Raw genomic sequence first — 24,156 nt, 5'->3', positions numbered from 1 at the left:
GCAGGTACGCCTTGCCTCCAAAAAGGCCCAACCGGGCCAACAGCGCGCGCACGCCTTTGCGCACGGGCAGCAGGGCGTCCCACAGGCGGAACAGGCACAGCTTGTTGCGCACTGTGATCACGAGCGTGCCGCCGGGCTTGAGGATGCGGTTCAGCTCCTTCAACGCCTTGTCGTCATCCTTCAGGTACTCGATCACGCCCGCGCAGATGACGGAGTCGAACTGGGCGTCCCCGTACGGCAGCGCCTCGATGTTGCCCACGACGAAGTCCACCTTCGCCGGCTCCAGCCCCGCGGCGGAGATGTTCTGGCGCGCGCGCTTGAGCATTTCCTCGGAAATATCCAGGGCGCGAATTTTCCACCCCTTCCGGAGCAGCGGGATGATCGTGAACGCGGGCCCGCAGCCGATGTCCGCGTGGTCGCGCGGCTCGTCCCCGATCAGGTTCAGGATGTACTGGTTGCGGATCGCCTGCATCGGGTAGATGTCGGCGCTGCGGTACTGGGACTCGTACGTCGTGGCCTCGTGGGCCCAGAACGACGAGAGTTCATCGGGACTGAAGGGTTTGGTCACGTTACTCATCGGGCGTCTCCGGGGTCAGGTGGTCCGTGGTCAACTCGTAGGGCGCGCCGCTGGTGAGCGAAAGCCCCGCCCACATCATCTCGCGCCCGTCCGCGTCGACGGCCAGCAGGCGGAACGGCGCGGAGAGCGTCCGCTCCGCCAGGGCCACGATCGAGGTCTGGTCGGGAAGCAGGTTCTCCGTGACCAGGGCGTTGGTTCCCCACTCGCCCGCGGCGCCGGTGGCCACGCGGATTTCCATCAGGGCCGCGCCGGTCCGGTTGATCACGACGATATGGGGCCCGTCGTCCGGCCGCCGGCAACCGGGCAAAAGGCCGGCCAGCAGCGCCGCGCCCATGATGACTGGAATTTTCATGGCTGCGCACTTTGCCGGGAAAAAACGCCACAAACAAGGCCAAAAAACACGCGCCGCTTCACCGGCCGGGCTTCTCCTCCCGGACCAGCGCCACGCGGAAACCGGTCGTGGCGCTGGAAAAATCGGGCAGGGCGTCCCGGCGGACGGCGCAGCGCAGGTTGCCCGCGCTGTTATCCCACGAGCCGCCGCGCAGGACCTTGCGGGGCGTGATCGGGCGGCCGTCCTCCGTGGTTTTCGAGATCAGCTTGAACGCGTCGTTCTCGCACCATTCCCAGAGGTTGCCGTGCATGTCGTAGAGGCCGAAGCGATTCGGCTTGAACCGCGCCACGGGCGCGACGAGGGCGAAGCCGTCCTCCCACGGCGCGTGCTCGATGCCCCAGCGGCTGCCGTCCGGCAGCGGCGTGTGATCCACGATATTGGCATAGTGCCGCGCGTCCTTGGCGTCGTCGCCCCACGCGAAGCGCGTCCGGGCCCCGGCGCGGCAGGCGTACTCCCACTCCTTCTCGCTCGGAAGCCGGTAGGCCTGGTCCTTGTGGATCAGCTTGCCGTTCCGCTCCTTGCGGGTCAGCCACTGGCAGAACGCCTTCGCGTCCGGCCAGGCGATGCAGGTGACCGGCGAGTCGTCGGCCTGGGGCAGCCCCGGATCGCGCCACGAACGGCCCTCCTCCTTGACCCACGTGTTGCTGGCCGAGTTCCAGGTCAGGGGCAGCGCGCCGTTTTCAGCATAGGTCCGGTATCCCGTGTCCTCCACGAAGGCCCGGAACTGCTTGAGCGTCACCTCCGTCCGGCCGATCCAGAAGGGCCGCTCGATGACCGCCGCGCGCAGATCGAGCTCGTTGCGAACCCAGCCAGTTTGCGCCCCATGCCGCAGCCCCCACTCGCGATCCTCGGGCGTCGATCCCTGCATGAATTCGCCCGCCGGCAAGCGGACCATGACCATGCCGACGGAGTTGGTATAGGTCTCCAGGCCGCGAACCCGGCGCCAGAGGAGCGTCAGGCCCCAGAGCGCGGCGCCCGCGACCAGGAGCCCGAGCAGGACGGCGACCGCTCTGTTCAGCCAGCGCATGGCGGGCAGGGTAGCCCGGCGCCCCGGCCGGCGCAAGGCGGCATTTGCCCACTTATGGATCGGGATGCAGAACCATCCGGATGCCGATGTTGAAATGGATATCCTCCGGCGGCTCGGTCTCGAGCCGGTTCGCGGTGCGAAGCTTCCACTGGTAGAGCTCTTCCTCCGCGTCGTCCGGCGGATCGTAATAGCTGCCGCCGCGCAGGGTCTTGTACGTCCCCGAACCCGGCCCGGCCGGGTTCGTCACCGTCCCCTGGTTGAAGCAGTCCTGGTAGTAATCGGCGTCGTACCAGTCGCGCACCCACTCGTAGGCGTTCCCGGCCATGTCGAAGAGGCCGTATGCGTTGGACCACGCGGCGTAGTACATCACCGGCGTGGTTTGCGGATAGTCGTACTCCCAGGCGTCGCCGCTGTTCCAATAGTTGGCGCGGTTGGCGCTGATGTGGGCGGTGAAATCCCCGCCGATGCTCGCCCACGGGTAATGATCGCCGGCGCGCCCGGCCCGCGCGGCCTTCTCCCACTCGGCCTCGGTCGCCAGGTCGCCGCCGTAGAACTGGCAGAACGCGCGCGCGCCGTACCAGCTCATCAGCGGCGCCGGGTGCGTTCGCCAGGTGCTGTGATAGGCGAACTGGCTGCCGGTCCAGTAGATGCGGAAGTTCGTGTCGTCCGGCGGGTCGGACGTGTTGTAGACACAGTAGAGCGGACGGTACCCGCCCGACGAGGCCCGCACGGCGTATATGTCGCCGTAGAACGGCGTGCCGCCGGGCACGTCGTCGTCACTCTCCAGCGTCACCCGCTCGATCAGCCCGGCGGCCCGGGCGTCGTTGAGATAGCGCGTGTACTGCTCTACCGTCACCTCGGTCTGCGAGATGTAGAAGCGGCCCACATTGACCGTGTGCACGGGCAACTCGTCGGACGAGCCCTCGGCGTACGGATCGCCCATCGAAAAGGCCCCGGGGGGAACCTGCACGAATTTCAGGCCCGGAACGGGGCTGACGAACACGCGGAAAAAGGCGGGCGCCCTGTTCGATACCGTCACCGTGACGACATTGCTGCCGGACGCGGGCGACACGAAATCCTGCGCGGGCCGCCAATCGAAATCCGCGCCCGCGCATTCGACGTGACCGTACCGGCCGGTCGGCGCCCAGAACTCGAGCCGGACCACCTGCGAGGAGGCGCCCAGCCCCGTCACCTGGATGACCGCGAACTCGCCGGTCCGGGCCGCGGCCGGCGCTTCCGGCCAGAAGAACGAGGCTCCAAGCACCATGGCCTTCCACGTTTTCATGGAATGGCTTCACTATGCGGCGGGTCGCGGAAAAGGGGCAAGCGTTTTTGCCCGGCGATTCGACATTGCACAGAACCCGCGCTCATGCCAACCTTTCCCCCACCCTTTCCATGCAGGGCATGCTTACAAATCGCGGGCGCGCGTGGTGTTCCCGGTGCCTGCCGGAGATCCTGGCCGCCCTCGTGCTCGCCTGGTTCCTGCGGTCGTCCCCGGCGGTCTTCCGGCGTCACGTCGAGATCATCCGCGAAACCCTCCCGCAACTGCGCGACCTGGAGTACCGCATCCCGCCCGCGCGCGCGAAGGAGCTGAAGGGCGCGTTCCCCGCCATCCGCTGGGTCAACGAGAACGTGCCCCGCGACGAGCCCCTGCTCTACGTCGGCTCGATGAGCCGCGGCATCCGCCTGCGCTATTACACCCTCCCGCGAGAGGCCCGCTGGCATTACGTCTACGGAAGCCGCGACCTCAAGCGGGTGCCCGATATTTTCACGGAGCTGCGGCCGGCGTGGATTCTCGCGGAGATGTCGGGCGACGTCGGGCAGTTGGAACTCCCGGCCGGCTGGCAGCCGGTCTGGAGCGATCCCCCGGGCCTGATGCGGGTCTTCAAGGTGGAGGGCGACTCCTTTGAATGACCTCGGCGCCATCGCCGGCCTCGCGGTTACCTGGGCCACGGGCATCCTGCTCGTTCGCCGCTGGGGACGCGACCGGGCCTGGTGGCTGACCGCCTCGCTGGGCTGGCTGCTGGGCTCGGGCCTGACCTCCCTGGGCCTGTTCCTCGTTTTCCTGCTGGGCGGCCGGCTCCTGCCGGGGCTGCCGATCGTCCAAACGCTTTTACTCGCCACAGCGGTCGGGATACAGCGGCCGCGCCGCGAGTCGGTCTCGCAGGAGCTCGACCCTCCAAGTGGAGGGCGGAGCTCCCGCGACGCCGTCGAAGGCCGCCGGGCCCCAGGAATCCTGCAACGTCTTCGGCCGGGCGTTTGGCTGATGGCCGGCGTGCTGGCATTGATCCTCGCCAGTACGGCCTTGAGCTCGATCACGACGCCCGCCCTGCGCTTCGACGAACTGCACAACTGGGCGTTCAAGGCCCTGTCCACCGCGGTCCACGACCGGCCGTTCCAGGGCGAGTGGCCGTTCATGCTCTTCCCGAATCACATCCCCTTCCTCACCGCCTCGTTCCTCGGGTACCAGGTCGAGCCGCGCGAGACGGTCGCGCACGTCATCCCCCTGCTCTTCCTGTTTTCGACGGTCGGAGTCATGGCCGGCGCCGCGCGGCAGCTCTCGGGCAAGCCCTGGTGGGGCCTGCCGATGGCCGTGCTGCTGCTGTTCGGCGCGCCGGAACTGCTCAACCAGGCGGACCGGTTCTACTGCGACCTGCCGCTCGCCGCCCTGCACCTGGCGTCCTTGTTAACCGGCCTCGCCTGGCTGGACGGCGGGCCCGCCGCGGCCGCCGCGCTGTCCGGCGTGTTCGCGGGCCTGGGCGCGTGGACGAAGACCGAGGGCCTGGTGCTCGCCGGCGGCGTCGGGGGCGGCCTCTTCCTCGCCGCCCTGCTGCGCCCGAAGGAGGAGCGGACACCGTTTTGGCGACCCCTGCTCGCCTGGCTGGCCGGCTTCGCGATCGTGGCGGCCCCGTGGCCGATCTACCTCCAACTGCGCGGCGTGGACATGCAGTCGTCCGGCCATCTCGCGAACACGCTGCATTTCGACCGGATCGGACGGGTGGTCGCCTACTCGTGGCAGGTGATGAAAGACGCCTACCGCCTGCCCGCGCTGGCCTTCGTCCTTTTTCTCTTCCTCGCGCTCCGGCGCCGGACACGCGCCGCCTACGTCTTCATGCTGACGGTCCTCGCCGCGGGACTTGTCCACCTGTGGCTGCCGATCCTGGTCCTGCCGGAGGACGCCTTCGGCGGGTGGCGCGCCTTCATGAAGCACGGCATGGGGCGCTACGTCCTGCACATCGCCCCGGTCCTGCTGCTGTCCCTCGCCGCCGTCGGCCGCGCCGGACGGCTGAAAGGGCTGGACGCCCTCTTCCGCCGGCTCGACGGAAGCTGCCCGGACCCGGGCGGAACAAAGGTTTGACGGGCCGAAACCCGGCCTATACCTTATCGCCCGCATGAAAAACGACTTCTCACCCCTGTGCATCCTGGGCGCCGGGCTGACGGGCTTGAGCACGGCCTATCACCTCGGCGACGCGGAATACGAGATCTTCGAAAAGGAGTCCTACGTCGGCGGCAACTGCCGGACCGAACAGAAGGACGGCTTTTACTTCGATTCCGCCGGCCACATCTTCTACCCGAAGACCGACTATGTCCGGCAGCTCGCGGGCAAGCTCCTCGGCGACAACCTGACCGAGGCCGACCGCGAGGCCTGGATCTACCTCTACGGCGTCTTCACGCGCTACCCGTTCCAGGCCAACCTGTACGGGTTGCCCGTGGACGTGGTGAAGGAATGCCTGCTGGGCCTCTTCGAGGCCAAGCTGCGCGAGGCGCGCGAGGGCGAAACGGTGCCCGCCCATTTCCTCGATTTCATCCACCGGACCTTCGGCGAGGGCATGGCGAAGCACTTCATGATCCCGTTCAACAACAAGCACTGGCGCGTGCCGCTCGACCAGCTCAACCTGGACTGGATGGGCAAGTTCGTGCCGCGGCCGTCCTTCGCCCAAGTGCTCGACGGCTCGCTGAAACAGGCGGAGAAATGCATCGGCCAGAACGCCACGTTCATCTACCCCAAGCGCGGCGGCGTCCAGGCCGTCTGCGACGGGTTCCTGCCGCACATCCGGCCGGTCCGCCTTAACGCCGAGATCACCGGGCTGGACCTGCGGGCGCGGACGTTCGAAGTAAACAGCCGTCAGACGGTCGGTTTCGAGCAGGCGGTGTCCACGCTGCCCCTGCCCGTGCTGCTGAAAGCGACGAAGGATCTCCCCGCCGACATCCGGGCCGCGGCGGCGAAGCTGCGCTGGAACTCGCTCTACGTGGTCAACGTGGCGGTGGACCGCCCCTCGCTGACGGAGAAGCACCGGTTCTACGTGCCCGAACAGCAGTACATTTTCCACAAGCTGGCCTTCTACTCCGCCTACGCGCCGCTCATGGCGCCGTCCGGCAAGACCGCGGCGTCGGCGGAGGTCGGTTCCTCCCGCGAGTCGCCCGTGGACCGCGCCACGATCGAGGAGCGGGTGATCGGCGACCTGACGCGGATGAACGTGTTGCGCAAGGACGACCGCATCCTCTTCACGCACGTCATGACCATGCCGTACGCCTACGCCATCTACGACAAGGACCGCGCCCCGGCCTCGCAGGCGATCCGCGAGTTTTACGCGCGGAACCGGGTGTATTGCTGGGGCCGGTACGCCGAGTGGGTGTACCAGAACATGGAGCAGAACATCCAGACCGGCCAGAAGGTGGCCGACATGGTCAAGCGGGGCGCCCTCGGCCTCTGACGGGCATGAAAACCAAATCCTGGTTGCCGGCCCTCGCTTTGTACGTTTTGGCGGGACTGCTCCTGCTGCTCCCCTACCGCGACCAGATCAATCCCGACGGCGTGGCCTACCTCTCCATCGCGGGAAAATACGCGCGGGGCGAGTTCCGGGACACCATCAACGCCTACTGGGGCCCGCTGCTCTCCTGGCTCCTCGCGCCCCTGCTCGCCCTGGGAATACCCGGCCTGCTGGCCGGCAAGCTCCTGAACTTCGGCCTCGGCCTGCTCACCCTCGCCGCCGTGCAGCGGCTCCTCCGCCCGGTCGTCGAATCCGATGCCGTGCGCGCCCTGGCGCTGCTCCTGGCGGCGCCGATCGTGCTGTACTACGGCTACCTGGACCTGTCGCCGGACCTCCTGCTCGCGACCGCCCTCCTGCTCTACCTGGCCGCGCTGATGAACCCGGGCTACGCCTCGCGCTGGACCCGGGGCGCAGCATGCGGCCTGTACGCCGGGCTCGCTTACTGGGCCAAGCAATACGGGCTGATCTTCTTCCTCGCGCACTTCGTGTCCGTCTCGGCGGCGCTCTTCCTGCGCCCCCCCGCCGGTGCGGCGCGCCGCGCGATCCTCCGCAACCTCGCCGCCGGCCTGCTGGTCGCCGGGCTCATGGCCGGCGCCTGGGCCGGCGCGCTGACCTGGAAATACGGGAAGTTCACGCTCGGTACGTCCGGCGCCATCAACGTATCGCTCTTCAGCCCTGAACTCCGGGGCGTCGTGCCGCATCACCACGTCGGCCTGCTCCCGCTGCCGAACGACACGGCCTGCAGCGCGTGGGAGGACCCTACGTTCTATCCCATCCCGCCCTGGAGCCCGCTCGAATCGCCCGCGGCCCGGCGCTACGCCGCGGGCCTGTTCCTCGGCAACGTGAAATCCAGCGTGCGGATCTTCCTCGCCTTCTCGCTGCTGTCGTGGGCCGTTCTCGCGGCAACGCTCTTCCTGGGCGCGGGCCGGCGGAAGGACTGGCCGCGCGCCGCCGGCTGGCTCGGGCTGTGGACGATCGCCCTGTACACGGGCGGCTACCTGCCGATCTGCGTCTATCCCCGCTACCTCGCGCTGCCCCATTTTCTACTGCTGCTGCTGGCCATGATGCTCCTGGACGCGTTGTGGAAGCGGCCCGCCCCCGCCGGCGCGGGGCGGCTCCTGCCCGCCGCGCTGCTTGCGCTGTCGTTCCTCTACTTCCCCGCCTCCAAGCTCTACAGCCACGCGGGGCACGGGCGGGCGGAGGCCGAACTCGGCCGGCGCCTGCGGGAGTTCATCCCGCCGGGCTCGCGCCTGGCCTCGGACTCCGATTACTACCGGTCGCTCTTCACGTCGTACCACCTGGCCGGGCGATACTTGGGCAAGACCCGCGACGGCGCGGAGCCGGCCGCCGTCCTTGAAGAACTCGCGGCGAACGGCGTGGAGTTTTATCTGGCTTGGGAGAAAGACACGGAGGCCGACGGGTTCCTGGCTGTTTCGTATCCGGAACTCACCAGCGGGCAAATCCCGGGCGTGAGGGTTTTTACCCTGACCACCGCCCGTTGAAGCGCCCCCCTGTCGTTCCGCCGCTCCGCGGCCGAATGAATGGGAAGCGAGCGCGTCAGGATCTGGGCCCCGCGGCCGGTCAGCCCTGGAGTTCCAGCGACCCGATCCCTGCGTCCCGCAGGAGGGGGTACGCGTACGCCCGGACCTCGCTGTCCTTGGAGTCGTTGATCAGGTGCCGCGGCCCGAGCGGCAGGTCGGAGATGATCTGGTCGAAGACCAGCCCGGCCGCCCGCAGCTTCGCGGCCACGTGGATGATCTTGTGCTGCGGCCGGGACGTGGTCAGCACGATCATGAGCCCCTGCTCCCGGAATTCCTTCAGCTTCTCGACCGAGCCGGGAAGCAGCTTGATTTCCTCGCCGGTTTCCGACGGCACTTCCACGTGCTTGACCAGCGTGCCGTCCAGGTCCACGAAGACGGTCCCTTTCTTGGCCTCCCGCCACGTGGATTTCATGTAGGGCACGGGGATATGCGACGGGTCGTGGATCTTCGGGAGCGGCCCGAGGCGGCCATCCGAAGAGCAGGCCACCGTACGCTCCGGAAACTTCTCGAGGAGCATCTTGAGGAAGAAATTCTCGCCGAAGGTCGTGACCAGGTGCCGCTGCACGATCTCCGAGAACGAGCGCCGCCCCGCGTCCTTGTCCAGGATGCGCCGGAAGCAAACCTCGTCCTCCGTGTTGACCAGCACGACCTGGTCCAGCCGCTGCAGGTGCTCCGCCCCGCCGAGGATGCTGTTCTCGAACAGGATGCACCCGCGCTCCAGCGCCGGCAGGCGGACGGCGTGGTTTTTCTTCCCCGTGCGCCGGTCGTAGGCTTCCGCAATGTCCACGGCCCGGCCCTGCATCAGCGCGTCCAACTCCTGGTAGATCCGCGAGAAGTTCCACCAGCTGAACTGGTTGAGCGCGTAGATGTAGGCGTCCATGCCCAGCTTCCACTTCTCCTCCATCCACGCTTTGCGGTCGGCGGAATCGAGGTAGAAGCGCCAGTCGCCCGAGTAGAGCAGCGTCGGGATGCCGCGCGCCTTCAGGTCCTTGGCGACGTGCTGGGTCAGGGTGGACTTGCCCGCGCCGGCGCGGCCGCAGATGCCCACGAGGACCCGGTCACGCTCCCGCAGGACCGGCGCCAGGCGGTTGAACAGGAAGTCCGAGATCTCCATGGAGATGTCTCCGGGTTTTGTGCAGCGTGTCCTCGGTGCCGAACTCCAGCATCTTGGACAGCGGGCAGGGCAGCGTGCGCACCTGCTTGACGTAATGCGCGAACAGGTCCACCGCGAAATCCAGCTCGCGGCCGGTCTTGTTATGGACCGCCGCGCCGTACACGATGGCCTTGAGCAGCTTGGTGTTGTGGCAGATCGCGATGCCGGTGAACCCGTTCTCCTTGCGGTGCTCCAGGTCGTCGTTGAACACCAGGTCCCGGACCACGCCCTCCTCGATCTGCGCCACGGTCTTGTACGTTCCGTACACGAAGCCGCGCATGGGCTTGCAGACCCCGAGCGCGTCGTGGTCCACGGAGAACTGCTCCGCGATGATGTAGTCGCAGAACGACACGATCGTCGGCAGCCGTGAGTCCGCGCAATCCAGCGCGTACATCAGCGACTGGGTCGGGCCCTTAAGCTCGGAGACCGCCTCGCGGCTGAACGCGAGGTTCAGCGCGGGATACTTGCCCCGCACGTAGTTCTCCAGCAGGTCCGCGCAGTACCCGACCGCGATGATCGTACGCTGGGCGATGTACTGGTACTGCGTGATGAAATAATCGATCGCGCGCAGGTCGCCCAGTTCGACCAGCGCCTTCGGGATGTAGTCCGTCGCGGGCTTGAGCCGCGTGCCCATGCCCGCCGCCAGCAGGATCACGTTGAACTTGTGATTCGAGACGCTGAAGAGCGGAAAGTGCGATTGCATGGCCCCACAGTGAAGCAAAAAGGGCTACAGACGCAACCCTTTAATGTAGGAGGCCAGGCCGTCCGGCACCGAGATGAACTTCGTGTACTTCATCAGCCGCTTCAGCTTCGAATTGTCCGCCAGCGAGTGCCGCAGGTCGCCGGGGCGGATGGTTTTCGTGACCACGATCCGGCTGCGCGATTTCGTCAGCTTCTTCACCAGCCGGGCGACCTCGATGATCCGCGTCACGCCGCCCGCGCCGCAGTTGATGATCTCCACGGGGCCGCGCATCTTCAGCCCGCCCGCGCGGAAGTTGAGGTTGGTGATGTCCCGGACGTTGATGAAATCGCGGGTCTGGAGCCCGTCCTCGTACACGACCAGGTCCTTCCCCTTCGCCGCGTTGAGGATCCAGATCGGGATCGGCCCGGCGTAGGGATTGTTGAACGCCTGCCGCGGCCCGTACACGCTGAAGTAGCGCAGGGAGACCAGCTGGCGCCCGTACGCCTCCGCGAAGAGCCGCAGCATGGTTTCCTGGACGTTCTTCGAGATGCCGTAGTAGGACGCGTTGTTGATCTCCGTGGACTCGTCCAGCGCCGCGTTCTTCGCCGGGCCGCCGCACTTGGGGCAGCGGTACTCGAACGTCTTCCGGATGCCCTGCGGATAGAAATCCATGGCGCAGCGGTCGCAGTGATACATCCCCTCGCCGTACGGGCCCATGGAGGCGCTCAAGACGAAGCGGCGGACCTTCCGGCCGTGATCGAGCACCCGCTGCAGGAAATAGCCGAGGCTGTTGATGTTGGCGTCGGTGTAGTCCGCGATGTCGCTCATGGACTGCGTCGGGCCGACCTTGCTGGCCAGGTAGTAGACCGTGTCCGTGTCGCGCAGGAGCTCCGCGTAGTTCAGCGTCGGCGCGTGGACGCGGGAGAAGAAGTAGCGGGCGCCGGGGTTCAGGTAGTCCGGGAAACGCTTGTGGACCTGGGCCTCGAGCGAGTCGATCACCGTCACCGCGAGCCCCTCGGCCACCAGCTTGTCCACCAGGTGCGACCCGATGAACCCCGCGCCGCCGGTCACCAGGACGTTCTTCATGGCCGCCTCCGGAACAGGTTCCACAGCCACAGCGTCACCAGGGTCTTCGCCACGGAGACGATGTTCTTCAGCTTGAACACCTTGGATTCCCCGCCGCCGGGCCGCTCGGTGTAGCGGATCGGGATCTCCACGTACGACTTGCCGCCCTTGATGGCCTTGATCAGCACCTCGGCCTGGAACCCGTAGCCGCTGTTGCGCAGAACCAGCTGTTTCAGCCAGTCCGTGCGATGGATCTGCGGGCCGTTGAAGTACTTCATGTTCATCCGGAACAGGAAATTCATCAGGGTCGTGTACCGGCGCGAAATGTCCTGCCGCTGCTGGGACCGGAACGCCGGGTTGGCGATGTATCCGCAAACCACGTCCGCCTCGCCCGTGTGCGCGAGGAATGCCCGCAACTCCTCCTTCGTGAACGGGCTGTCCCCCTGCACCATGACGCAGTAGGTCATCGAGGCCGCCAGCCGGCCGGAGTTGTAGCTGGCGCCGAAGCCCTGCGGCGACGGGTGCGAGATCATCCGGATCTTCGGGTTACGGGCCCGGTTTTCCTCGACGATCGCCGGCGTCCGGTCGGTGCTGCCGTCGTTGATGACGATCAGCTCGTAGTCCTCGAACAGGCCCTCCACGGCCGAGGCCACGGCGTCCATCGCGCCCTGGATGTTGCCCTCCTCGTTGAGGGCGGGCATGACGACCGTGATCGTCTTGCGCGGCGCGGGCGTTGTCGATGGTTCCTGCATGTCCGGGAGAATCCAACCCTCTTTATCAGCGCGGCATTGTGCGGACTGGCGCCGCGGAAGTCAAGCGGGCGCCCCGCCCCGCCCGCGATGGAGGCGCCGCGCCTCCGCGGCGCTCTTCTTCGGGCCGGGGGCGGCCCGCCTCCAACGCCGGCCCGTCAGCTTTTAACCAGGTACGTCCGCACCATCGCGCCGAGTTCCTTCAACTGGCTCCAGCTCATGTTCTCGGCGATGAAGCGCGTCAGCACCCGGGGCCGGGAGTAGAATTCGAGCAGCGCTCGACGTTGCAGATTCTTGAGCTCCTGCAGGGTCCGAAGCCCGTTCGGGAGCACCGACGGCTTCGAGTATTCCATGCGGGTGAAATCGAGGTGGGCAACGCGGTTCTCGCGCTGGAGATCGCGGCAGATCTCCGAGCCCGGCAGGGGTTGGAACAGCCCGAAGGTCGCCCGCCGCAGCGGCAGCGACTTGGCCAGCCGGATCGTGGCCTCGATATCCTCGCGGGTTTCCGTGGGATAACCGAGGATGAAGAAGCCCTGGGTCCGGATGCCGATGAAATCGGCGTATTCCACGACCTCCCGGAGTTTTTCGAACTTGAGGTTCTTCCTCATGTCCCGCTGGATCTTCTCCGAGCCGGACTCGATGCCGAGCACCATGGCGTAGCAGCCCGACGCCTTCATCTTGTCCAGGAGGGAAAAATCGAGCGTCTCCAGCCGCACGCCGTTCGGGCACCACCAGATCAGGTCCAGCTTCGCCTCGATCAGCAGGTCGCACATCCGTTCCGCGCGGCGCCGGTCGAGGGTGAAGTTGTCGTCCCAGAACTGGACCTCGCGGACGCCGTACTTCTCTTTCATCAACCGGATCTCGGCCAGGATATTCTCCGGCGAACGGGCTCGGAATTTCTTTCCCGAGATCACGCCGCCGGCGCAGAACGTGCAGGGGAACGGGCAACCGCGGGAGGTCAGCAGCGGCGCGAAAGGATGCCGGCGGGCGAGGTACAGCTTCGGGTATTCCTCGAACTTCATCGCCTCGAAATCGGGAAACGGCAGGCGGTCCAGGTCCTGCACGAACGCCGGCTCGTTCAACCGGGTCGACCGCGTCCCGTTCTCCCCCACCCGGTACCCGAGTCCGGGGATGCCGGCGAAGTCCGTACCCCTCCGCTCCAGCGTCTCGATAAACGCCGGCAGGCCGGGCTCGGCCTCGCCGCGGAAGATGAAGTCCACCGCGTCGTCCGCCAGCACCGACTCCGGATCCGTGCACGCATGCGCGCCGCCGATCACCGTCACGACCGCCGGGGTCACCCGCTTCGCGATCCGGCAGCACTCCAGCGCGGAATTCAACTCCATGGACATGGCCGTGCACCCGACCACGTCGAACCGGTTATTACGCAGATACTTCTCGAAGCCGGCGTGGTCCAACCCCTCCTTCAGGCAATCCAGGATCGTGACCTCCGCCTTCCCCCGCAGGCCGGCGGCCACGTACGCCAGGGACAGCGGCGGAACGACAATATGAATATTCGACGGTACTTTGACCAAAAGGATTTTCATGCGCTGCGCCACCAGAAAAACCGGCCGCCACCCCGCCGCCCAGTTTATATTTCAACGTTATAACTATTAGTTACACGCGTTTATTACGTTAATATGAAGGCTTGTCAAGCCTTGAGCGAATCACGCGGGGATCGTAAGGGGAAGGCTGGCTGAAGGCCGGAGCGACGATTCCAATTCGCTGTAGAGTTCGCGCACTTTCCGCTGGAAGACGGAAAGGCTGTATTTCTGTTCCACGCGCCCGCGGGCGGCCTGCGCGACGGCGCGCGCCCGGGCGGGATCGGCCAGGGCGGACAGCACTCCGCGCGCAAGGCTGTCCGGATCGGGCCGCGTGAGGAAAGCACAGTGCTCGTCCAGAACCTGCGTGTGCGTGGGGACGTCCGTGGAAACGATCGGGCGCCCGCTTTGCATGTAGGCGTAGATCTTCATCGGGGGATTCGTCCCCCGGTTGCGGGGCGTGACCAACACGTTGGCGAGCGTCATGAACGCCGCCATCTCGTGCGTCGGCCGTCTCCCCATGAACACGCAGGCGGCTCCCGCCCCGGTCCGGGAGGCCAGCTGCTGCATCTCGGTCACCTGGGCCTCCGTGCCGCCGACGAGGACAAAGCGTACGTCCGGACGCTCGCGATGGACGCGGCCCGCGGCGCCCACGAGATCCGCCACCCCCTGGTAGCGCTCGAAATTGCCCGTGTACACGCAGACCGGCTGGGAGTCCAGGCCCAGTTCCTCGCGGAGGCGCCGCGCCGCCGCCGGCGCCTCGCGAAAGGAGGATTCCAGCGGCGCGTCCTCCAGTTGCAGGACCCGGGTCTCCGGCGCCAGGCGGCGCACCACCGCGGTGAGGACGGGCCCGACCGTCACCACGCAGGACGCCCGCCGCATGGCCGCGCGCTCGAACCACTGGGCGATCCGGATGACCGGCCGGGCGGAGACGAAGCCCGAGAACTGCAACTGGTCGGAAATGTGGGAATCCATGTTGTAGACCAGGCGGCACCGGAACAGCTTCGCGAGCAGGACCGCGAAAAAGGCCGCCTCCTCGACGGCCTGGATCACATCGTATCGGTTCCGCAGGCAAAGCCCGAGCGCCTTCCAGAACAGCATGAAATCCATCGGGAACTTGGCCAGGGAGGGGCCGATCGACACGTCATGGATGCCGGGCAGCCGCATCGCGCGGAGGATACGCACGCCCGGAATGTGGATCGGCTCGCCGAAGGGATAACAGACCAGATCCACCCGGTGACCCAGGCGGCCGATTTCCTCGAGCTGGTGCCTCACACGGATCGGGGTGCCCCGTTCGCGGAAAAAGGGCTGCGGCGCGATGAAGAGGATGTTCATAGAAGCGGTTTCGCCGTCACACCCAGCCTTGCTCCCGGTACCATGCCACCACGTTCCGGACCTCGTCCTCGAACCTCCGCGCCGGATTGAACCCGAGTTCCCGCGCGGCCTTCGAGCCGTCGAACGCGCGGTTCTTGGTGAAGAAATCGACACGGCGCCGGTGCAGGGGCGGCTCGAGGCCCAGCGGGCGGCACAGGATCTCGCAGAGCGAACCCAGACACTGCAGGGGCCGGGCCGGCAACCGCAGGCGCGGGGGCGGCACGTTCAGCTCGCGCGCGATCAGCTCGACGATCTCCTTCAGCGGGACCGCCTTTTCCCCCGCGATATGATAGATGCCGCCGTTCAATTCCCCGTAGTTCATGGCCAGGTCGAAGGCCCGGACCAGGTCGCGGACGTCCACGAAGTGCACGTGCTTGCCGGGCCCCACGTAGAAGAAGCGCCGCCGGGCAATCATGCGGAACAGCTTCAGGTTCCGGGTATCCCCCGGGCCGTAGATCATCGCCGGCCGGATGACGACGCCCCGCATGCGGCCGCCGCGGAAGTACTCCAGGGCGATCTTCTCGCCCTCCATCTTGCTGCGCTGGTACAGGTCCCCGGGGTTATAGGGCGTGTCCTCATTGCCGGGCGGCGTCTTCACGTCGCCCAACACGCCGCCGGTCGAGCAGTGAACGATCCGCCGCACGCCCGCCTCGATCGCAGCGTCAAACAGGCGGCGCGTTCCTTCCGCGTTGACATCGTGAAACACGGCCTCGGAAAAACCGGCCTGCCGGAACAGGCTGCCGATGTGATGAATGCCGTACACACCGCGCACGGCGGCCCGCAGGCTCGCCGCGTCGCGCAGGTCGGCCACGACCACCTCCGCGCCGGCGGCCCGCAGCGCATCCGCCCTGGCGGGATCCTTTACCATCGCCCGAACCCTCTGCCGGCATTCCAGCAGATGCCGGACCAGCGCGCCCCCGACGAACCCGGACGCGCCCGTCACCAGATAGAGTCGTTCTGCCATATAACTTGATCAATATATTACGCTATAATATAAATAATCAATGGTTTTTACGCTGGTATATGCTGTTTTAAACTGCCGCATTCGTTCCGCCAAGGAGGACCTTTTCAGCGGCGCTCGCAAGGCGATATCCGGTTTTCGAAATTACGTTATATATTATATTTAAACAGTATATGAATATGCACCAAGCCGCTTTCCCCGGCCGAAGAAGTGGCACGGCGCCTCGGCGTCCGCGCCGGGGAATGAAGGGGTGTTATAACGTAATAACATGGTATTACTGCTCCGAGGCAGGCCCGGCCGTGTCGGGGCGGGGCTCGACGGAACCGGGGGCTTCGGCTAGGATGCATCCACCGCGACCGGGTGAACCAGCATGACACAGGCCCAGAGACTCCTTCGCTCCCTCGGCGTGAGCCTGCTGCTCTGGATGCTGTTTTCGTGGCCGTTGCCGCGCCACCTGTTCGACGCCATCCCGGCCTCCTCCCAGAACGTGGAGGAAGGACAGCGCCGCGAGATGATCCCGGGCGACCACCTTCAACTGCTCTACCATTTCGATTTGCTCCGCGGCATGCTCGCGGGCCGCACGCCCTGGTTTCACAACGTGTACGAGTTCAACACGGGCCGCGACGAGGAACGCCTGCTGCCCACCGCGTACTACGCGCCTTTCTCCTTGTTGTACGCCGCCTTCGCCGGGATTGCGGGCCAGGCCTTCGCCTGGAACCTTGTGGGCTTCGTCAGCCTGTGGCTGACCTACTGGTTGACCTGGTGGCTGGTCCGGCGGTTTGTCCGCTCCGAACCGGTCGCGGCGCTGGCCGCCCTGCCCGCTATCCTGCTCCCCTACCGGTGGGTGAACCTGCTGGGCGGAAGTCCCACGGGGTTTGCCATGCTGTGGGTACCCGCCGTCTGGATCGGGCTGGACCTGGCAGTGCGGGACGAGCGCCCCGCGGGGGGCGTCCTGGCCGGCGCCGCGCTGCTCTTCCTGTGCTGGGCGGACATCCAAACGCTTTTCTTCTGTGCCCTGGCGGCGCCCCTGTGGATCCTGCTCGCCTTGATCCCGTCGTGGCCCGCGGGATGGCGGGACCCGGAGCGCCGGAGGGCGATCCTCCGGGCGCTCCGGCCGATCGCCGTGTTCCTGCTGCTGATCGTGCTCTACCGGTGGATGCGGCACTCCCATCTTGTCGCGGCCGACCTCGCGGGCCGCCGCCGCCTTGCCGAGGCCGCCAATTTTTCGCCCGCCCCGAAGGGCCTGTGGCAATGGGCGGCCTCCGGCCTGGAAAGCCATGTCTACCTGGGCTGGGTGCTGCCCCTCGTGCTCGCCGCCGGACTGGCCGGCCTCGGACGGCGCGATCTCCGGGATACGCCGGAAGGGCGCCGTACGGCCGCCGTATTCCTGATCCTCGTTGCCGCCATGAGCGCGATCGTGGTGCTCGCGCTGGGCGTCCAGGGTCCCCTCGCGGGCCGCGTCCTGGTCGCCGTGCGCGTGCTGATTCCCCCGTACGCGCTTTTGCGGCAGACGGCGAAAATTTACTGCCTCGTGCCGTCGATCCTCGCCGTCGCCTCGGCGCTGGCGATGACGCTCGCTGATCGCGGACGGGCGCCGCGGCTCCGGGCCCTCCTGCTCGGAGGGCTGGCGGCGGCGCTGGTTTTCGAAATGCGCGCCCAGGTCCGCCCGACGCTCTGCGGGCTGAACGAGCGCCAGGACGCCTACGCGGCGGTGGCCGAGGACGCCCGGGCCGCCGGGGCGCTGCCGCGCGCCCTGGCCCTGCCCCTGTGGCCCGGCCAGGACGCGTACAGTTCCATCTACGAGTTCTATGCCCAGCGCCACGGCGTGCGGATGGTCAACGGCTACAGCCCCGTCGTGCGGCGCGCGTACATCCGCGATGTGTTCGAGCGGTGGCGCGGCTTCAACCAGGGCTGGCTGCCGGACAACGAACTCGACGACCTTTGGCGGCGGGGGATCGGCTACATCCTCCTGCACGAAAACCTGTTCCCGGAGCAGGTCAGCCCGTTTCCGGTCCTGGCCACGCTGGCCCGCCTGCGGAATCATCCCCGCCTGGATTTCCTGGCCCACGCGCAAACGGTCTGGGCGTTCCGCATCCGGCCTGGGCCCCGCGCGGCGGATAGCGCCGCGCCCGTTCTTCCGGAGTGCGGGACGTGGTTCCCCGCGCGCCGCTGGGAACTCGAGGACTGCGCCGCGACACCGGATCTCACCGAGCCGTTCCCGGACGCCTCCGCGGGCCGCGCCCTCGTCCTGACGCAGCCCGGGGCGCGAGGGGAGACGCCCCCGGCCATGGCCAGCCCGGCAGCGAAACTGCGCTGGATGCTCCGGGTGCGGGGGCGCGGAACGATCCAGGCCTCCACGCTCGCGGACAGTTCGGTCATCGACACGCGTCCACTGGCCGTGGACGCGGACGCCTGGACCTGGCAGGAAATCCCCGCGCCTCTCGACCGTTTCGCGCCGCTGGCCCTCCGGTTGGAACAAGCTGATGGACGGGTGGAAGCGGACATGGTCCTGCTGGCCGCGGGATCGTGGACGGCCCCGGCGCCAGGCGATCCGGTCGAGATCCCCGCTCCGTGCTTCTTTCACGGCGGCTATACAGATCCCGGCCGGAACCGGGTGATGCTGCGAACGGCGACCGATCCGCGCGCGGCCATCCTGTACGGGCCCAAGCTCCCGCTCCCGCCGGGCCGTTACGCCGCGAAATTCGTTTTCTCCTCCCCCGCCCCGCCGGACACGGGACTCGGACGCCTCTACGTGGAGGGGCTGGACGGCACAAACGCGGTCCCCGTGCGGGCCGGGCCGCAACCCGCGCGGATCGAGTGGACGCAGGAATCGAATCTTCCCGTCAACCTGGTCTTCGTCTACCTGCGCCGCGCGGACCTGGCGATCGAGTCCATCGTCATCGAGCGGCTTGCGCCTCCTTCTCCGTGAGCGGCTCGGACCATCCAGGATCGAGAGGACGGCCGCCAGGCCTTGTGATACGCGGGGCTTACACCCGCGGGGCGGGGCGGCCCAGCAGGCGCGAACCGAACTCGAAGGCCTTCGCCCGGACCCGCCGGATGGCGTTCCAGAGCGACTTGCCCGGCCAGACCGGGATCCGGTGCGCCAGCTCGATCAGGGGTGCCAGCCTGGGCCAGCGGACCAGGTCGTTGAAGATCGCGTGGAAAAACAGCACCTGCTTCCGGCTGACGGTCGGCTGGTTGACCGCGTAGTCCTCCTCGAAGTAACTGGCGACCCGTCGCGAGGTGAGCCAGCCCTTCTCCCGGCAGACCTCCTCGGCATACGTGCCCGGGAACGGGAAGAAGACGGAGCAGAACGTCGTCGCCGGGCGGATCTCCTGGTTCAGCCGTATCGTCTCGCGGATCGTCCCCGGGGTCTCGAACGGCAGGCCGATCATGTTGAACGAGTAGCCCTGGATGCCGGCCTCCCGGAGGAGGCGGAAGGCCCGGACGATGTCCTCGCGGCGGACCTTCTTGCGCAGCACCTCCATGCGGAGGCGGTCGCTGCCGGACTCCACGCCCACGCGCACCTCGTAGCATCCCGCCTTCTTCAGGAGGGCCACCGTCTCGGCGGTGAGCAGAGGGGCCGTCGAGTTGCACCAGAACGGCAACGTGAACCGGGCCGGGTACTTCTCGCAGAACTCGGTCAGCCACCGCCGGCTCATCGTGAACGTGTCGTCGTGGAAGCCGAGCCACCCGATGCCCGGATACCGGCCGACGACGGCGCCGATCTCGTCGAGCAGCCGGTCCACGCCGCGGTAGCGGACGTAGGGCCCCCGGCCCCGGTAGAGCTGGAGCAGCGCGTGGTTCGCGCAGTAGGCGCACTGGTAGGGGCAGCCGCGGCTGCCCATGAACTCCGCCTCGGGATACTGCCGGAGCAGTTCATCGAAACGGAACACCTCGCGGTCGGGGAACGGCAGCTCGTCGAGCTTCGTCATGAGCGGCCGCAGGGCGTTGCGATGCACGGTCCCGTTCCGCCGGACCCAGAGGTTGGCGATCCCCGTCGGATCCGTCCCCCGGTCCAGGGCCTCGCACAGCTCCAGCATCGGGTACTCCCCCTCGCCGACGCAGATCGCGAACACGCCCTCGGCGGCGATGGATTCCTCCGGGCGCAGCGTGGGATGGATGCCGCCCAGGATCACCGGCAGGCGGTGCTCGACGCCGAGGATCCGCGACGCCTCCCAAGCCAGGTCGACGTCGCCGCTGGTGAGCGAAATGGCCGCGAGGCCCGGGTTGAACCGGCGGACCGCCTCGGCGATCCGCTCCCGGTCCGGCCCGGACAGGATGAGCAGTTCGACCTCGTGCCCGGCCTGCTTCAGCACCGCGCAGATCGAGCCGAGGCCCTGCTGGTAACGGAGCTTCTGCCAGCGGGCGGGCGGAACCGGATACAGGAACAGCACGCGCATGCCATCCTCTCTACGGCACGACCGGCCCGCAGGGCAACAGCTTTTCTCGCGCGAGGAAGTCCAGGATCGTGCGCGAGGCCAGCAGGGCGCCGTCGCGGTTCCAGTGGGGGTCGTCCTCGAAGTACAGAGGGAACAGCCCCGACGCCTCGAACGCCGGCAGCAGGTCCAGGAACGGGTAAGGCAGTCGGTCCTTCCGCTCCGCGAAGTAGCGATTCGGGTTGCGGACGTGCGGGCCGCGGATCGTGTAGAGGTCGGCCTCGTAGTCCCGCGGCACCTCGCGGTCGGAATACTGGTAGGCGCGCGGCACGAGGACGACGGCTAACGGAACGCCGAGGTGGTCGCGGCAGTATTCCTGCAGCGTCAGCAGGTTGGCCATGACGCCCTTCTCGAAATACGGCCGGGCGTACACGAGGGGCACGTTGGTGGCGTAGTACCGGATCTTCATCACGGACATGACCTCGGCCTTTTCACGGTGCGCCATGTTGGCCGCCCGGAACTGCTCCTTGAGGCTCCGCAGCGTGCCGAGCGTCATGAAGCGCAGGAGCAGGCGGTCCAGGGCGTTGTCCAGCAGCAGGGAGGAGCTGAATCTGACCCCCTCCTTCTCGCTGATCTTGAGCGCATACTTAAGGTCGTCGTGGAAGTCCGTGACGTCCAGGAGAAAGACGGCCAGGTCCGGCTTGTACTTCCGGCCGATGTCCATCAGCAGCCGGTAGCTCAACAGGGGCGACGAACTGACCCAGCCGAAATTGACCGACCGGATCCGCGCCGCGCAGGAGAGGTTGGTCGCCAGCCGCTCCAGGACGTAGGGCACGCAGTCGTCGTAGGGCAGCTTCATCCCGTACGTGAACGAATCGCCCATGAAGATGATGTTGAAGTCCTCGTCGCGGACGTCGGCGGGCCCGCCCTTGAACCGAATGCCGTCCAGGTTGACGTCGAGTTCCGGGTTGGGCTTCATCCGGTGGTCCACGTCGAGCTGGAACTCGGACACCGTCCGGTACGTGATGAACTTCTCGAAGAGCGCGGGGGCGAACCGGAAGAACAGCACGAGGAAGAGCGCGTTGAACAGCAGCGCCGGCCACGGCAGCCGCCGGACGGCCAGCCGCCCGAGCCGGAACAGGAGGACCAGGCCCACGAGCAGCGCGAGGAAGAAAAGGGCCAGGGAGTTCAGCTCAAAGACGATCATGCAGGTCAGGGCCACGGAGAGCGGCAGGTCGGCCCGCTCCAGCGCGCCGCCGAGTGTTTCGGCCGGCTCCCGCGCGCGGGGGAACAGCGCCAGGCCCGCCGCCAGCAGGCCCGCCAGCCACAGCGCCAGCACCAACCAGTCGTGGCTTATCCGGGCCAGGCGCTTGACCCGTACGTCGGACAGCGTGAATTCCTCCGTCCCCGGGCTGACCCGCAGTTGGAGGAGGCGAATCGGGGTGTTGAGGGTCAGCTCCGTGCGGCGCGTGGCCCACTGGGCCTCCGTCGCCCGGCTCGGTTTCACCTGCCAGACCGTGGAGAAGTCGCCGCCGTCGAGCGACGCGCCGACCGTGCACCGGTCCTCCCCGCGGAGCTGGATGCCGAGCACCAGACGGCGCATCGTGCGCGGGTATTCCAGGACCAGGACATCCGACCCCCGGACGCGAACACCCCCGTCGGCCAGGCTGCCCTCCGCATGCCCGGGCATTTTCACGTCCCGCGAGACCAGTCGCTTGTTCTCGATGGAGAACAGCTTGACCCGGGAGGGCGCGGCCGGGAGCGGCACCAGCCAGAAACTGCCGAAAAACAGGACCACGAGCGGGACGATCACCATCAAGCCCGGCGCCCGGCGGAGCAACCGGCCGATTTCGCTTACCGCTGACCTGCCTAGGCTCATAGAAATATTATTTACGTAGAAACTGCGAATCTAATTATTTATCACGTCATAATATCGCGAAGTCAACCCGCATCGACAGGCGGCACCTGATCTCTAACGCGGCCGGCGCCTGAAGGCTTGTGCCCGCCCCCCTTTTTCCATTACTGTCCAACCTGTTTCTCGTCAGGAACGAGGACCGGGAATCCATGACCAACCGCGGGGCCAACTGGTGGAACTCAACCTGGACGCTGGGCGCGATCGCGGCGCTGGGGGTGTTCCTCCGGGTGGACCAGTACCTCGAGAACCGCTCGCTGTGGGTGGACGAGATCTTCCTGGCCACGAACATCGAGCAGCGCGACTTCGCGGGGCTGATGAAGCCGCTGGACTACGACCAGGGCTCGCCCGTCGGGTTCCTGTGGGCGGAGCGGCTGATGTTCCAGTCGCTCGGCCGCAGCGAGTACGCCTTGCGGCTCATCCCGCTGCTGGTGAGCCTGGCGGCGCTCCCCCTCTTCGCGTGGCTGGCCCGGCGCGGCCTCCGGCCCGGGGCCGCCCCCCTCGCGGTCTTTCTCTTCGCGATCTCGCCGGGGCTGATCCAGTACTCGGCGGAGGTGAAGCAGTACTCCACGGACGTGCTATGGACCCTGCTGCTGCTCGCGATGGCGTGGGCGGAGTACGGCCGGCCGCTGGCGGCGGGCCGCGCGCTGGCGCTGGGCCTCGCCGGCGCCCTCGCCGTATGGTTCTCCCACGCGGCCGTCTTCGTCCTGGGCGGCATCGGCCTGGTCCTGGGATTCGACCGCCTGGCGCGGCGCGACTGGAAATCCGTCGGCCTGCTGCTGCTCCCGGCCGCCCTGTGGCTGGCCAGCTTCGGGGCGGTCTTCTCCCTGGCCTTCTCGGAACTGACGGAGAACGAGTTCCTGCTCGACTACTGGCAGGACGGGTTCATGCCGCTGCCGCCCCGGTCGATCAAGGATATCCAGTGGTTCATGAACGCCCCCCTGGGCCTGCTGTCCATCCCCGGCGGCTTCGCGCTGACGGGCGCGGCCGCGGCGGCGCTGCTGATCGGGCTCTACTCCCTGTTCGCCTCCGGGCGCCGGGGCCTGGCCTGGCTGGGCCTGGCGCCGGTCCTCCTCGCGCTGCTGGCCTCGGGCCTGCACAAGTACCCGTTCGCCGGACGGCTGATGCTCTTCGCGTTGCCGGTGTTCCTGCTCTGGACGGCGGAGGGCGTGGCGTACCTCGCCGCCCTGCCCTCCCGCGTCCCCGCCGGGGTGCTGCTGCTCTTCCTGCTCTTCCACCCGGTGATCTTCACCTTCGGCAACGTGATCAACCCGCGCCCGCACACGGAGATCCGGCCGGTGGTCGAGCACCTCAACAAGCACTGGCAGCCGGGGGATACGCTCTACCTCTACTACCACACCGTGCCGATGTTCGAGTACTACATGGACCGCGAGCGCTTCCGGAAAGGCGACTACATCGAAGGCGTGCGGTCTCGCGAGGACTGGCGCCGGTACGCGGAGGACCTCGACCGGCTCCGCGGCCGTCCGCGCGTATGGGTGATGCTGTCGCACATCTGGCGCCGGAGCGGCGTGGACGAGGAGAAGTTCTTCACCTATCACCTCGACACCCTCGGCCGGCAGCTCGACGCCTTCCGCGAGGCCAACGCGTCCGTCTACCTCTACGACCTATCGAGCCATGACACCAAAATCACCCCTTAAAATCTACCTCGCCGCCCTCGGCTACCTCGCCCTGCTGACCCTGCTCGCCGGCCTGGTCTTCCACACAGCCGACCGGCCGGTCCTTCTCGGGAAATACGACGCCAGCGACGTGTTCATCATGGTCCTGCTCCTGGCCGCGCTGGCGGCCTGGTGGCCGGTGCTGAACTTCTTCTTCACCGAGTCACGCCTGAAACATCCCCCCGGCCCCGACGTCGTGGTCACGCCGCGCGCCAAGCGGATCGGCGGGGCGATCCTGGCCGTCATCGTCCTGGCCCTGCTCCAGGTCGTGGCGCGGCGGCGCATGAAGGTGGAGAAGACGGTCGGCGGGTAGGATCCCTATCTCCAGGACGCCCTCGCGCCCGGCACGAACCTGCACG

The 24,156-nt window shown here is 67.2% G+C and carries 20 protein-coding genes; 7 read left to right on the top strand and 13 right to left on the bottom strand.

Translation table 11 applies throughout. From position 1 onward, the window contains the following. The 4 genes from KA248_14385 to KA248_14370 form a co-directional block, all read right to left on the bottom strand. Positions 1–577 (bottom strand): class I SAM-dependent methyltransferase (locus KA248_14385; protein ID MBP7831095.1); only part of this gene is annotated, 577 nt, incomplete at its 3' end. Further along, the gene (locus KA248_14380; protein MBP7831094.1) at positions 570–929 is read right to left on the bottom strand and encodes a hypothetical protein; all 360 of its coding nucleotides are present in this window, start codon (positions 927–929) and stop codon (positions 570–572) included. The genes KA248_14385 and KA248_14380, both read right to left, overlap by 8 nt. Before the next feature lie 58 nt (positions 930–987). Continuing rightward, a complete protein-coding gene (locus KA248_14375) occupies positions 988–1,995 on the bottom strand; it encodes an SUMF1/EgtB/PvdO family nonheme iron enzyme (GenBank protein ID MBP7831093.1) in 1,008 nt (335 codons plus the stop codon). Positions 1,996–2,047: 52 nt separating this feature from the next. Further along, on the bottom strand, positions 2,048–3,280 hold the full coding sequence (locus KA248_14370; protein ID MBP7831092.1) for an SUMF1/EgtB/PvdO family nonheme iron enzyme: 1,233 nt from the start codon (positions 3,278–3,280) through the stop codon (positions 2,048–2,050). Between the two features lie 119 nt (positions 3,281–3,399). Here KA248_14370 and KA248_14365 point away from each other — a divergent pair, with 119 nt between their 5' ends. From KA248_14365 to KA248_14350, 4 genes are read left to right on the top strand one after another with little or no spacing between them, the layout of a single operon-like run. Beyond that, positions 3,400–3,909: a hypothetical protein gene (locus KA248_14365; GenBank protein ID MBP7831091.1), complete on the top strand. Its 510-nt coding sequence runs from the start codon at positions 3,400–3,402 to the stop codon at positions 3,907–3,909. Then, the gene (locus tag KA248_14360) at positions 3,902–5,353 is read left to right on the top strand and encodes a hypothetical protein (GenBank protein ID MBP7831090.1); all 1,452 of its coding nucleotides are present in this window, start codon (positions 3,902–3,904) and stop codon (positions 5,351–5,353) included. Before KA248_14365 ends, KA248_14360 begins: the two co-directional genes overlap by 8 nt. Positions 5,354–5,387: 34 nt before the next feature. Further along, a complete protein-coding gene (locus KA248_14355; protein ID MBP7831089.1) occupies positions 5,388–6,710 on the top strand; it encodes an FAD-dependent oxidoreductase in 1,323 nt (440 codons plus the stop codon). Between the two features lie 5 nt (positions 6,711–6,715). After that, positions 6,716–8,269 carry a hypothetical protein gene (locus tag KA248_14350; protein MBP7831088.1) on the top strand — a complete coding sequence of 518 codons (1,554 nt, stop codon included), beginning with the start codon at positions 6,716–6,718 and terminating at the stop codon, positions 8,267–8,269. A 79-nt stretch (positions 8,270–8,348) separates the two neighbouring features. Here KA248_14350 and KA248_14345 read toward each other — a convergent pair whose 3' ends face one another. From KA248_14345 to KA248_14315, 7 genes are all read right to left on the bottom strand, one after another. Next, the gene (locus KA248_14345; protein MBP7831087.1) at positions 8,349–9,422 is read right to left on the bottom strand and encodes an HAD hydrolase family protein; all 1,074 of its coding nucleotides are present in this window, start codon (positions 9,420–9,422) and stop codon (positions 8,349–8,351) included. Beyond that, positions 9,367–10,164: a hypothetical protein gene (locus KA248_14340; protein MBP7831086.1), complete on the bottom strand. Its 798-nt coding sequence runs from the start codon at positions 10,162–10,164 to the stop codon at positions 9,367–9,369. Before KA248_14340 ends, KA248_14345 begins: the two co-directional genes overlap by 56 nt. A gap of 24 nt (positions 10,165–10,188) precedes the next feature. Next, complete coding sequence (locus KA248_14335) at positions 10,189–11,229, bottom strand: NAD-dependent epimerase/dehydratase family protein (GenBank protein ID MBP7831085.1); 1,041 nt, start codon at positions 11,227–11,229, stop codon at positions 10,189–10,191. After that, on the bottom strand, positions 11,226–11,960 hold the full coding sequence (locus tag KA248_14330) for a glycosyltransferase family 2 protein (GenBank protein ID MBP7831084.1): 735 nt from the start codon (positions 11,958–11,960) through the stop codon (positions 11,226–11,228). The genes KA248_14335 and KA248_14330 overlap by 4 nt, the downstream gene beginning before the upstream one ends. Positions 11,961–12,115: 155 nt before the next feature. Then, the gene (locus KA248_14325; protein ID MBP7831083.1) at positions 12,116–13,501 is read right to left on the bottom strand and encodes a radical SAM protein; all 1,386 of its coding nucleotides are present in this window, start codon (positions 13,499–13,501) and stop codon (positions 12,116–12,118) included. A 120-nt stretch (positions 13,502–13,621) separates the two neighbouring features. Next, positions 13,622–14,830, bottom strand: a complete 1,209-nt coding sequence (locus KA248_14320; GenBank protein MBP7831082.1) for a glycosyltransferase — start codon at positions 14,828–14,830, stop codon at positions 13,622–13,624. 16 nt (positions 14,831–14,846) lie between these two features. Further along, the gene (locus KA248_14315) at positions 14,847–15,833 is read right to left on the bottom strand and encodes an NAD-dependent epimerase/dehydratase family protein (protein MBP7831081.1); all 987 of its coding nucleotides are present in this window, start codon (positions 15,831–15,833) and stop codon (positions 14,847–14,849) included. Positions 15,834–16,200: 367 nt separating this feature from the next. Here KA248_14315 and KA248_14310 point away from each other — a divergent pair, with 367 nt between their 5' ends. Beyond that, positions 16,201–18,759, top strand: a complete 2,559-nt coding sequence (locus tag KA248_14310) for a hypothetical protein (protein ID MBP7831080.1) — start codon at positions 16,201–16,203, stop codon at positions 18,757–18,759. Between the two features lie 58 nt (positions 18,760–18,817). Here the strand turns inward: KA248_14310 and KA248_14305 are convergent, their stop codons facing one another. Further along, positions 18,818–20,233, bottom strand: a complete 1,416-nt coding sequence (locus KA248_14305) for a radical SAM protein (protein MBP7831079.1) — start codon at positions 20,231–20,233, stop codon at positions 18,818–18,820. 10 nt (positions 20,234–20,243) lie between these two features. Next, complete coding sequence (locus KA248_14300) at positions 20,244–22,088, bottom strand: SGNH/GDSL hydrolase family protein (protein MBP7831078.1); 1,845 nt, start codon at positions 22,086–22,088, stop codon at positions 20,244–20,246. Positions 22,089–22,207: 119 nt separating this feature from the next. On the opposite strand from KA248_14300, the gene KA248_14295 reads away from it, so the two are divergent. Both KA248_14295 and KA248_14290 read left to right on the top strand, forming a co-directional pair. Next, complete coding sequence (locus KA248_14295; protein MBP7831077.1) at positions 22,208–23,779, top strand: hypothetical protein; 1,572 nt, start codon at positions 22,208–22,210, stop codon at positions 23,777–23,779. Next, complete coding sequence (locus KA248_14290) at positions 23,757–24,110, top strand: hypothetical protein (GenBank protein ID MBP7831076.1); 354 nt, start codon at positions 23,757–23,759, stop codon at positions 24,108–24,110. The genes KA248_14295 and KA248_14290 overlap by 23 nt, the downstream gene beginning before the upstream one ends. The last annotated feature ends 46 nt before the right edge of the window (positions 24,111–24,156 follow it).

This window comes from Kiritimatiellia bacterium, from assembly GCA_018001225.1.
Taxonomy (GTDB): Bacteria; Verrucomicrobiota; Kiritimatiellia; order CAIQIC01; family JAGNIJ01; genus JAGNIJ01.
Note: the sequence above shows the minus strand (reverse complement) of the source record. Positions and strands in the feature narration are given on the sequence as shown.

Coding starts and splice junctions, on each gene's coding strand:
- KA248_14380 (MBP7831094.1), bottom strand. CDS start 929: ATGAAAATTCCAGTCATCATGGGCGCGGCGCTGCTGGCCGGCCTTTTG.
- KA248_14375 (MBP7831093.1), bottom strand. CDS start 1,995: ATGCGCTGGCTGAACAGAGCGGTCGCCGTCCTGCTCGGGCTCCTGGTC.
- KA248_14370 (MBP7831092.1), bottom strand. CDS start 3,280: ATGAAAACGTGGAAGGCCATGGTGCTTGGAGCCTCGTTCTTCTGGCCG.
- KA248_14365 (MBP7831091.1), top strand. CDS start 3,400: ATGCTTACAAATCGCGGGCGCGCGTGGTGTTCCCGGTGCCTGCCGGAG.
- KA248_14355 (MBP7831089.1), top strand. CDS start 5,388: ATGAAAAACGACTTCTCACCCCTGTGCATCCTGGGCGCCGGGCTGACG.
- KA248_14350 (MBP7831088.1), top strand. CDS start 6,716: ATGAAAACCAAATCCTGGTTGCCGGCCCTCGCTTTGTACGTTTTGGCG.
- KA248_14345 (MBP7831087.1), bottom strand. CDS start 9,422: ATGGAGATCTCGGACTTCCTGTTCAACCGCCTGGCGCCGGTCCTGCGG.
- KA248_14340 (MBP7831086.1), bottom strand. CDS start 10,164: ATGCAATCGCACTTTCCGCTCTTCAGCGTCTCGAATCACAAGTTCAAC.
- KA248_14335 (MBP7831085.1), bottom strand. CDS start 11,229: ATGAAGAACGTCCTGGTGACCGGCGGCGCGGGGTTCATCGGGTCGCAC.
- KA248_14330 (MBP7831084.1), bottom strand. CDS start 11,960: ATGCAGGAACCATCGACAACGCCCGCGCCGCGCAAGACGATCACGGTC.
- KA248_14325 (MBP7831083.1), bottom strand. CDS start 13,501: ATGAAAATCCTTTTGGTCAAAGTACCGTCGAATATTCATATTGTCGTT.
- KA248_14320 (MBP7831082.1), bottom strand. CDS start 14,830: ATGAACATCCTCTTCATCGCGCCGCAGCCCTTTTTCCGCGAACGGGGC.
- KA248_14315 (MBP7831081.1), bottom strand. CDS start 15,833: ATGGCAGAACGACTCTATCTGGTGACGGGCGCGTCCGGGTTCGTCGGG.
- KA248_14310 (MBP7831080.1), top strand. CDS start 16,201: ATGACACAGGCCCAGAGACTCCTTCGCTCCCTCGGCGTGAGCCTGCTG.
- KA248_14305 (MBP7831079.1), bottom strand. CDS start 20,233: ATGCGCGTGCTGTTCCTGTATCCGGTTCCGCCCGCCCGCTGGCAGAAG.
- KA248_14300 (MBP7831078.1), bottom strand. CDS start 22,088: ATGAGCCTAGGCAGGTCAGCGGTAAGCGAAATCGGCCGGTTGCTCCGC.
- KA248_14290 (MBP7831076.1), top strand. CDS start 23,757: ATGACACCAAAATCACCCCTTAAAATCTACCTCGCCGCCCTCGGCTAC.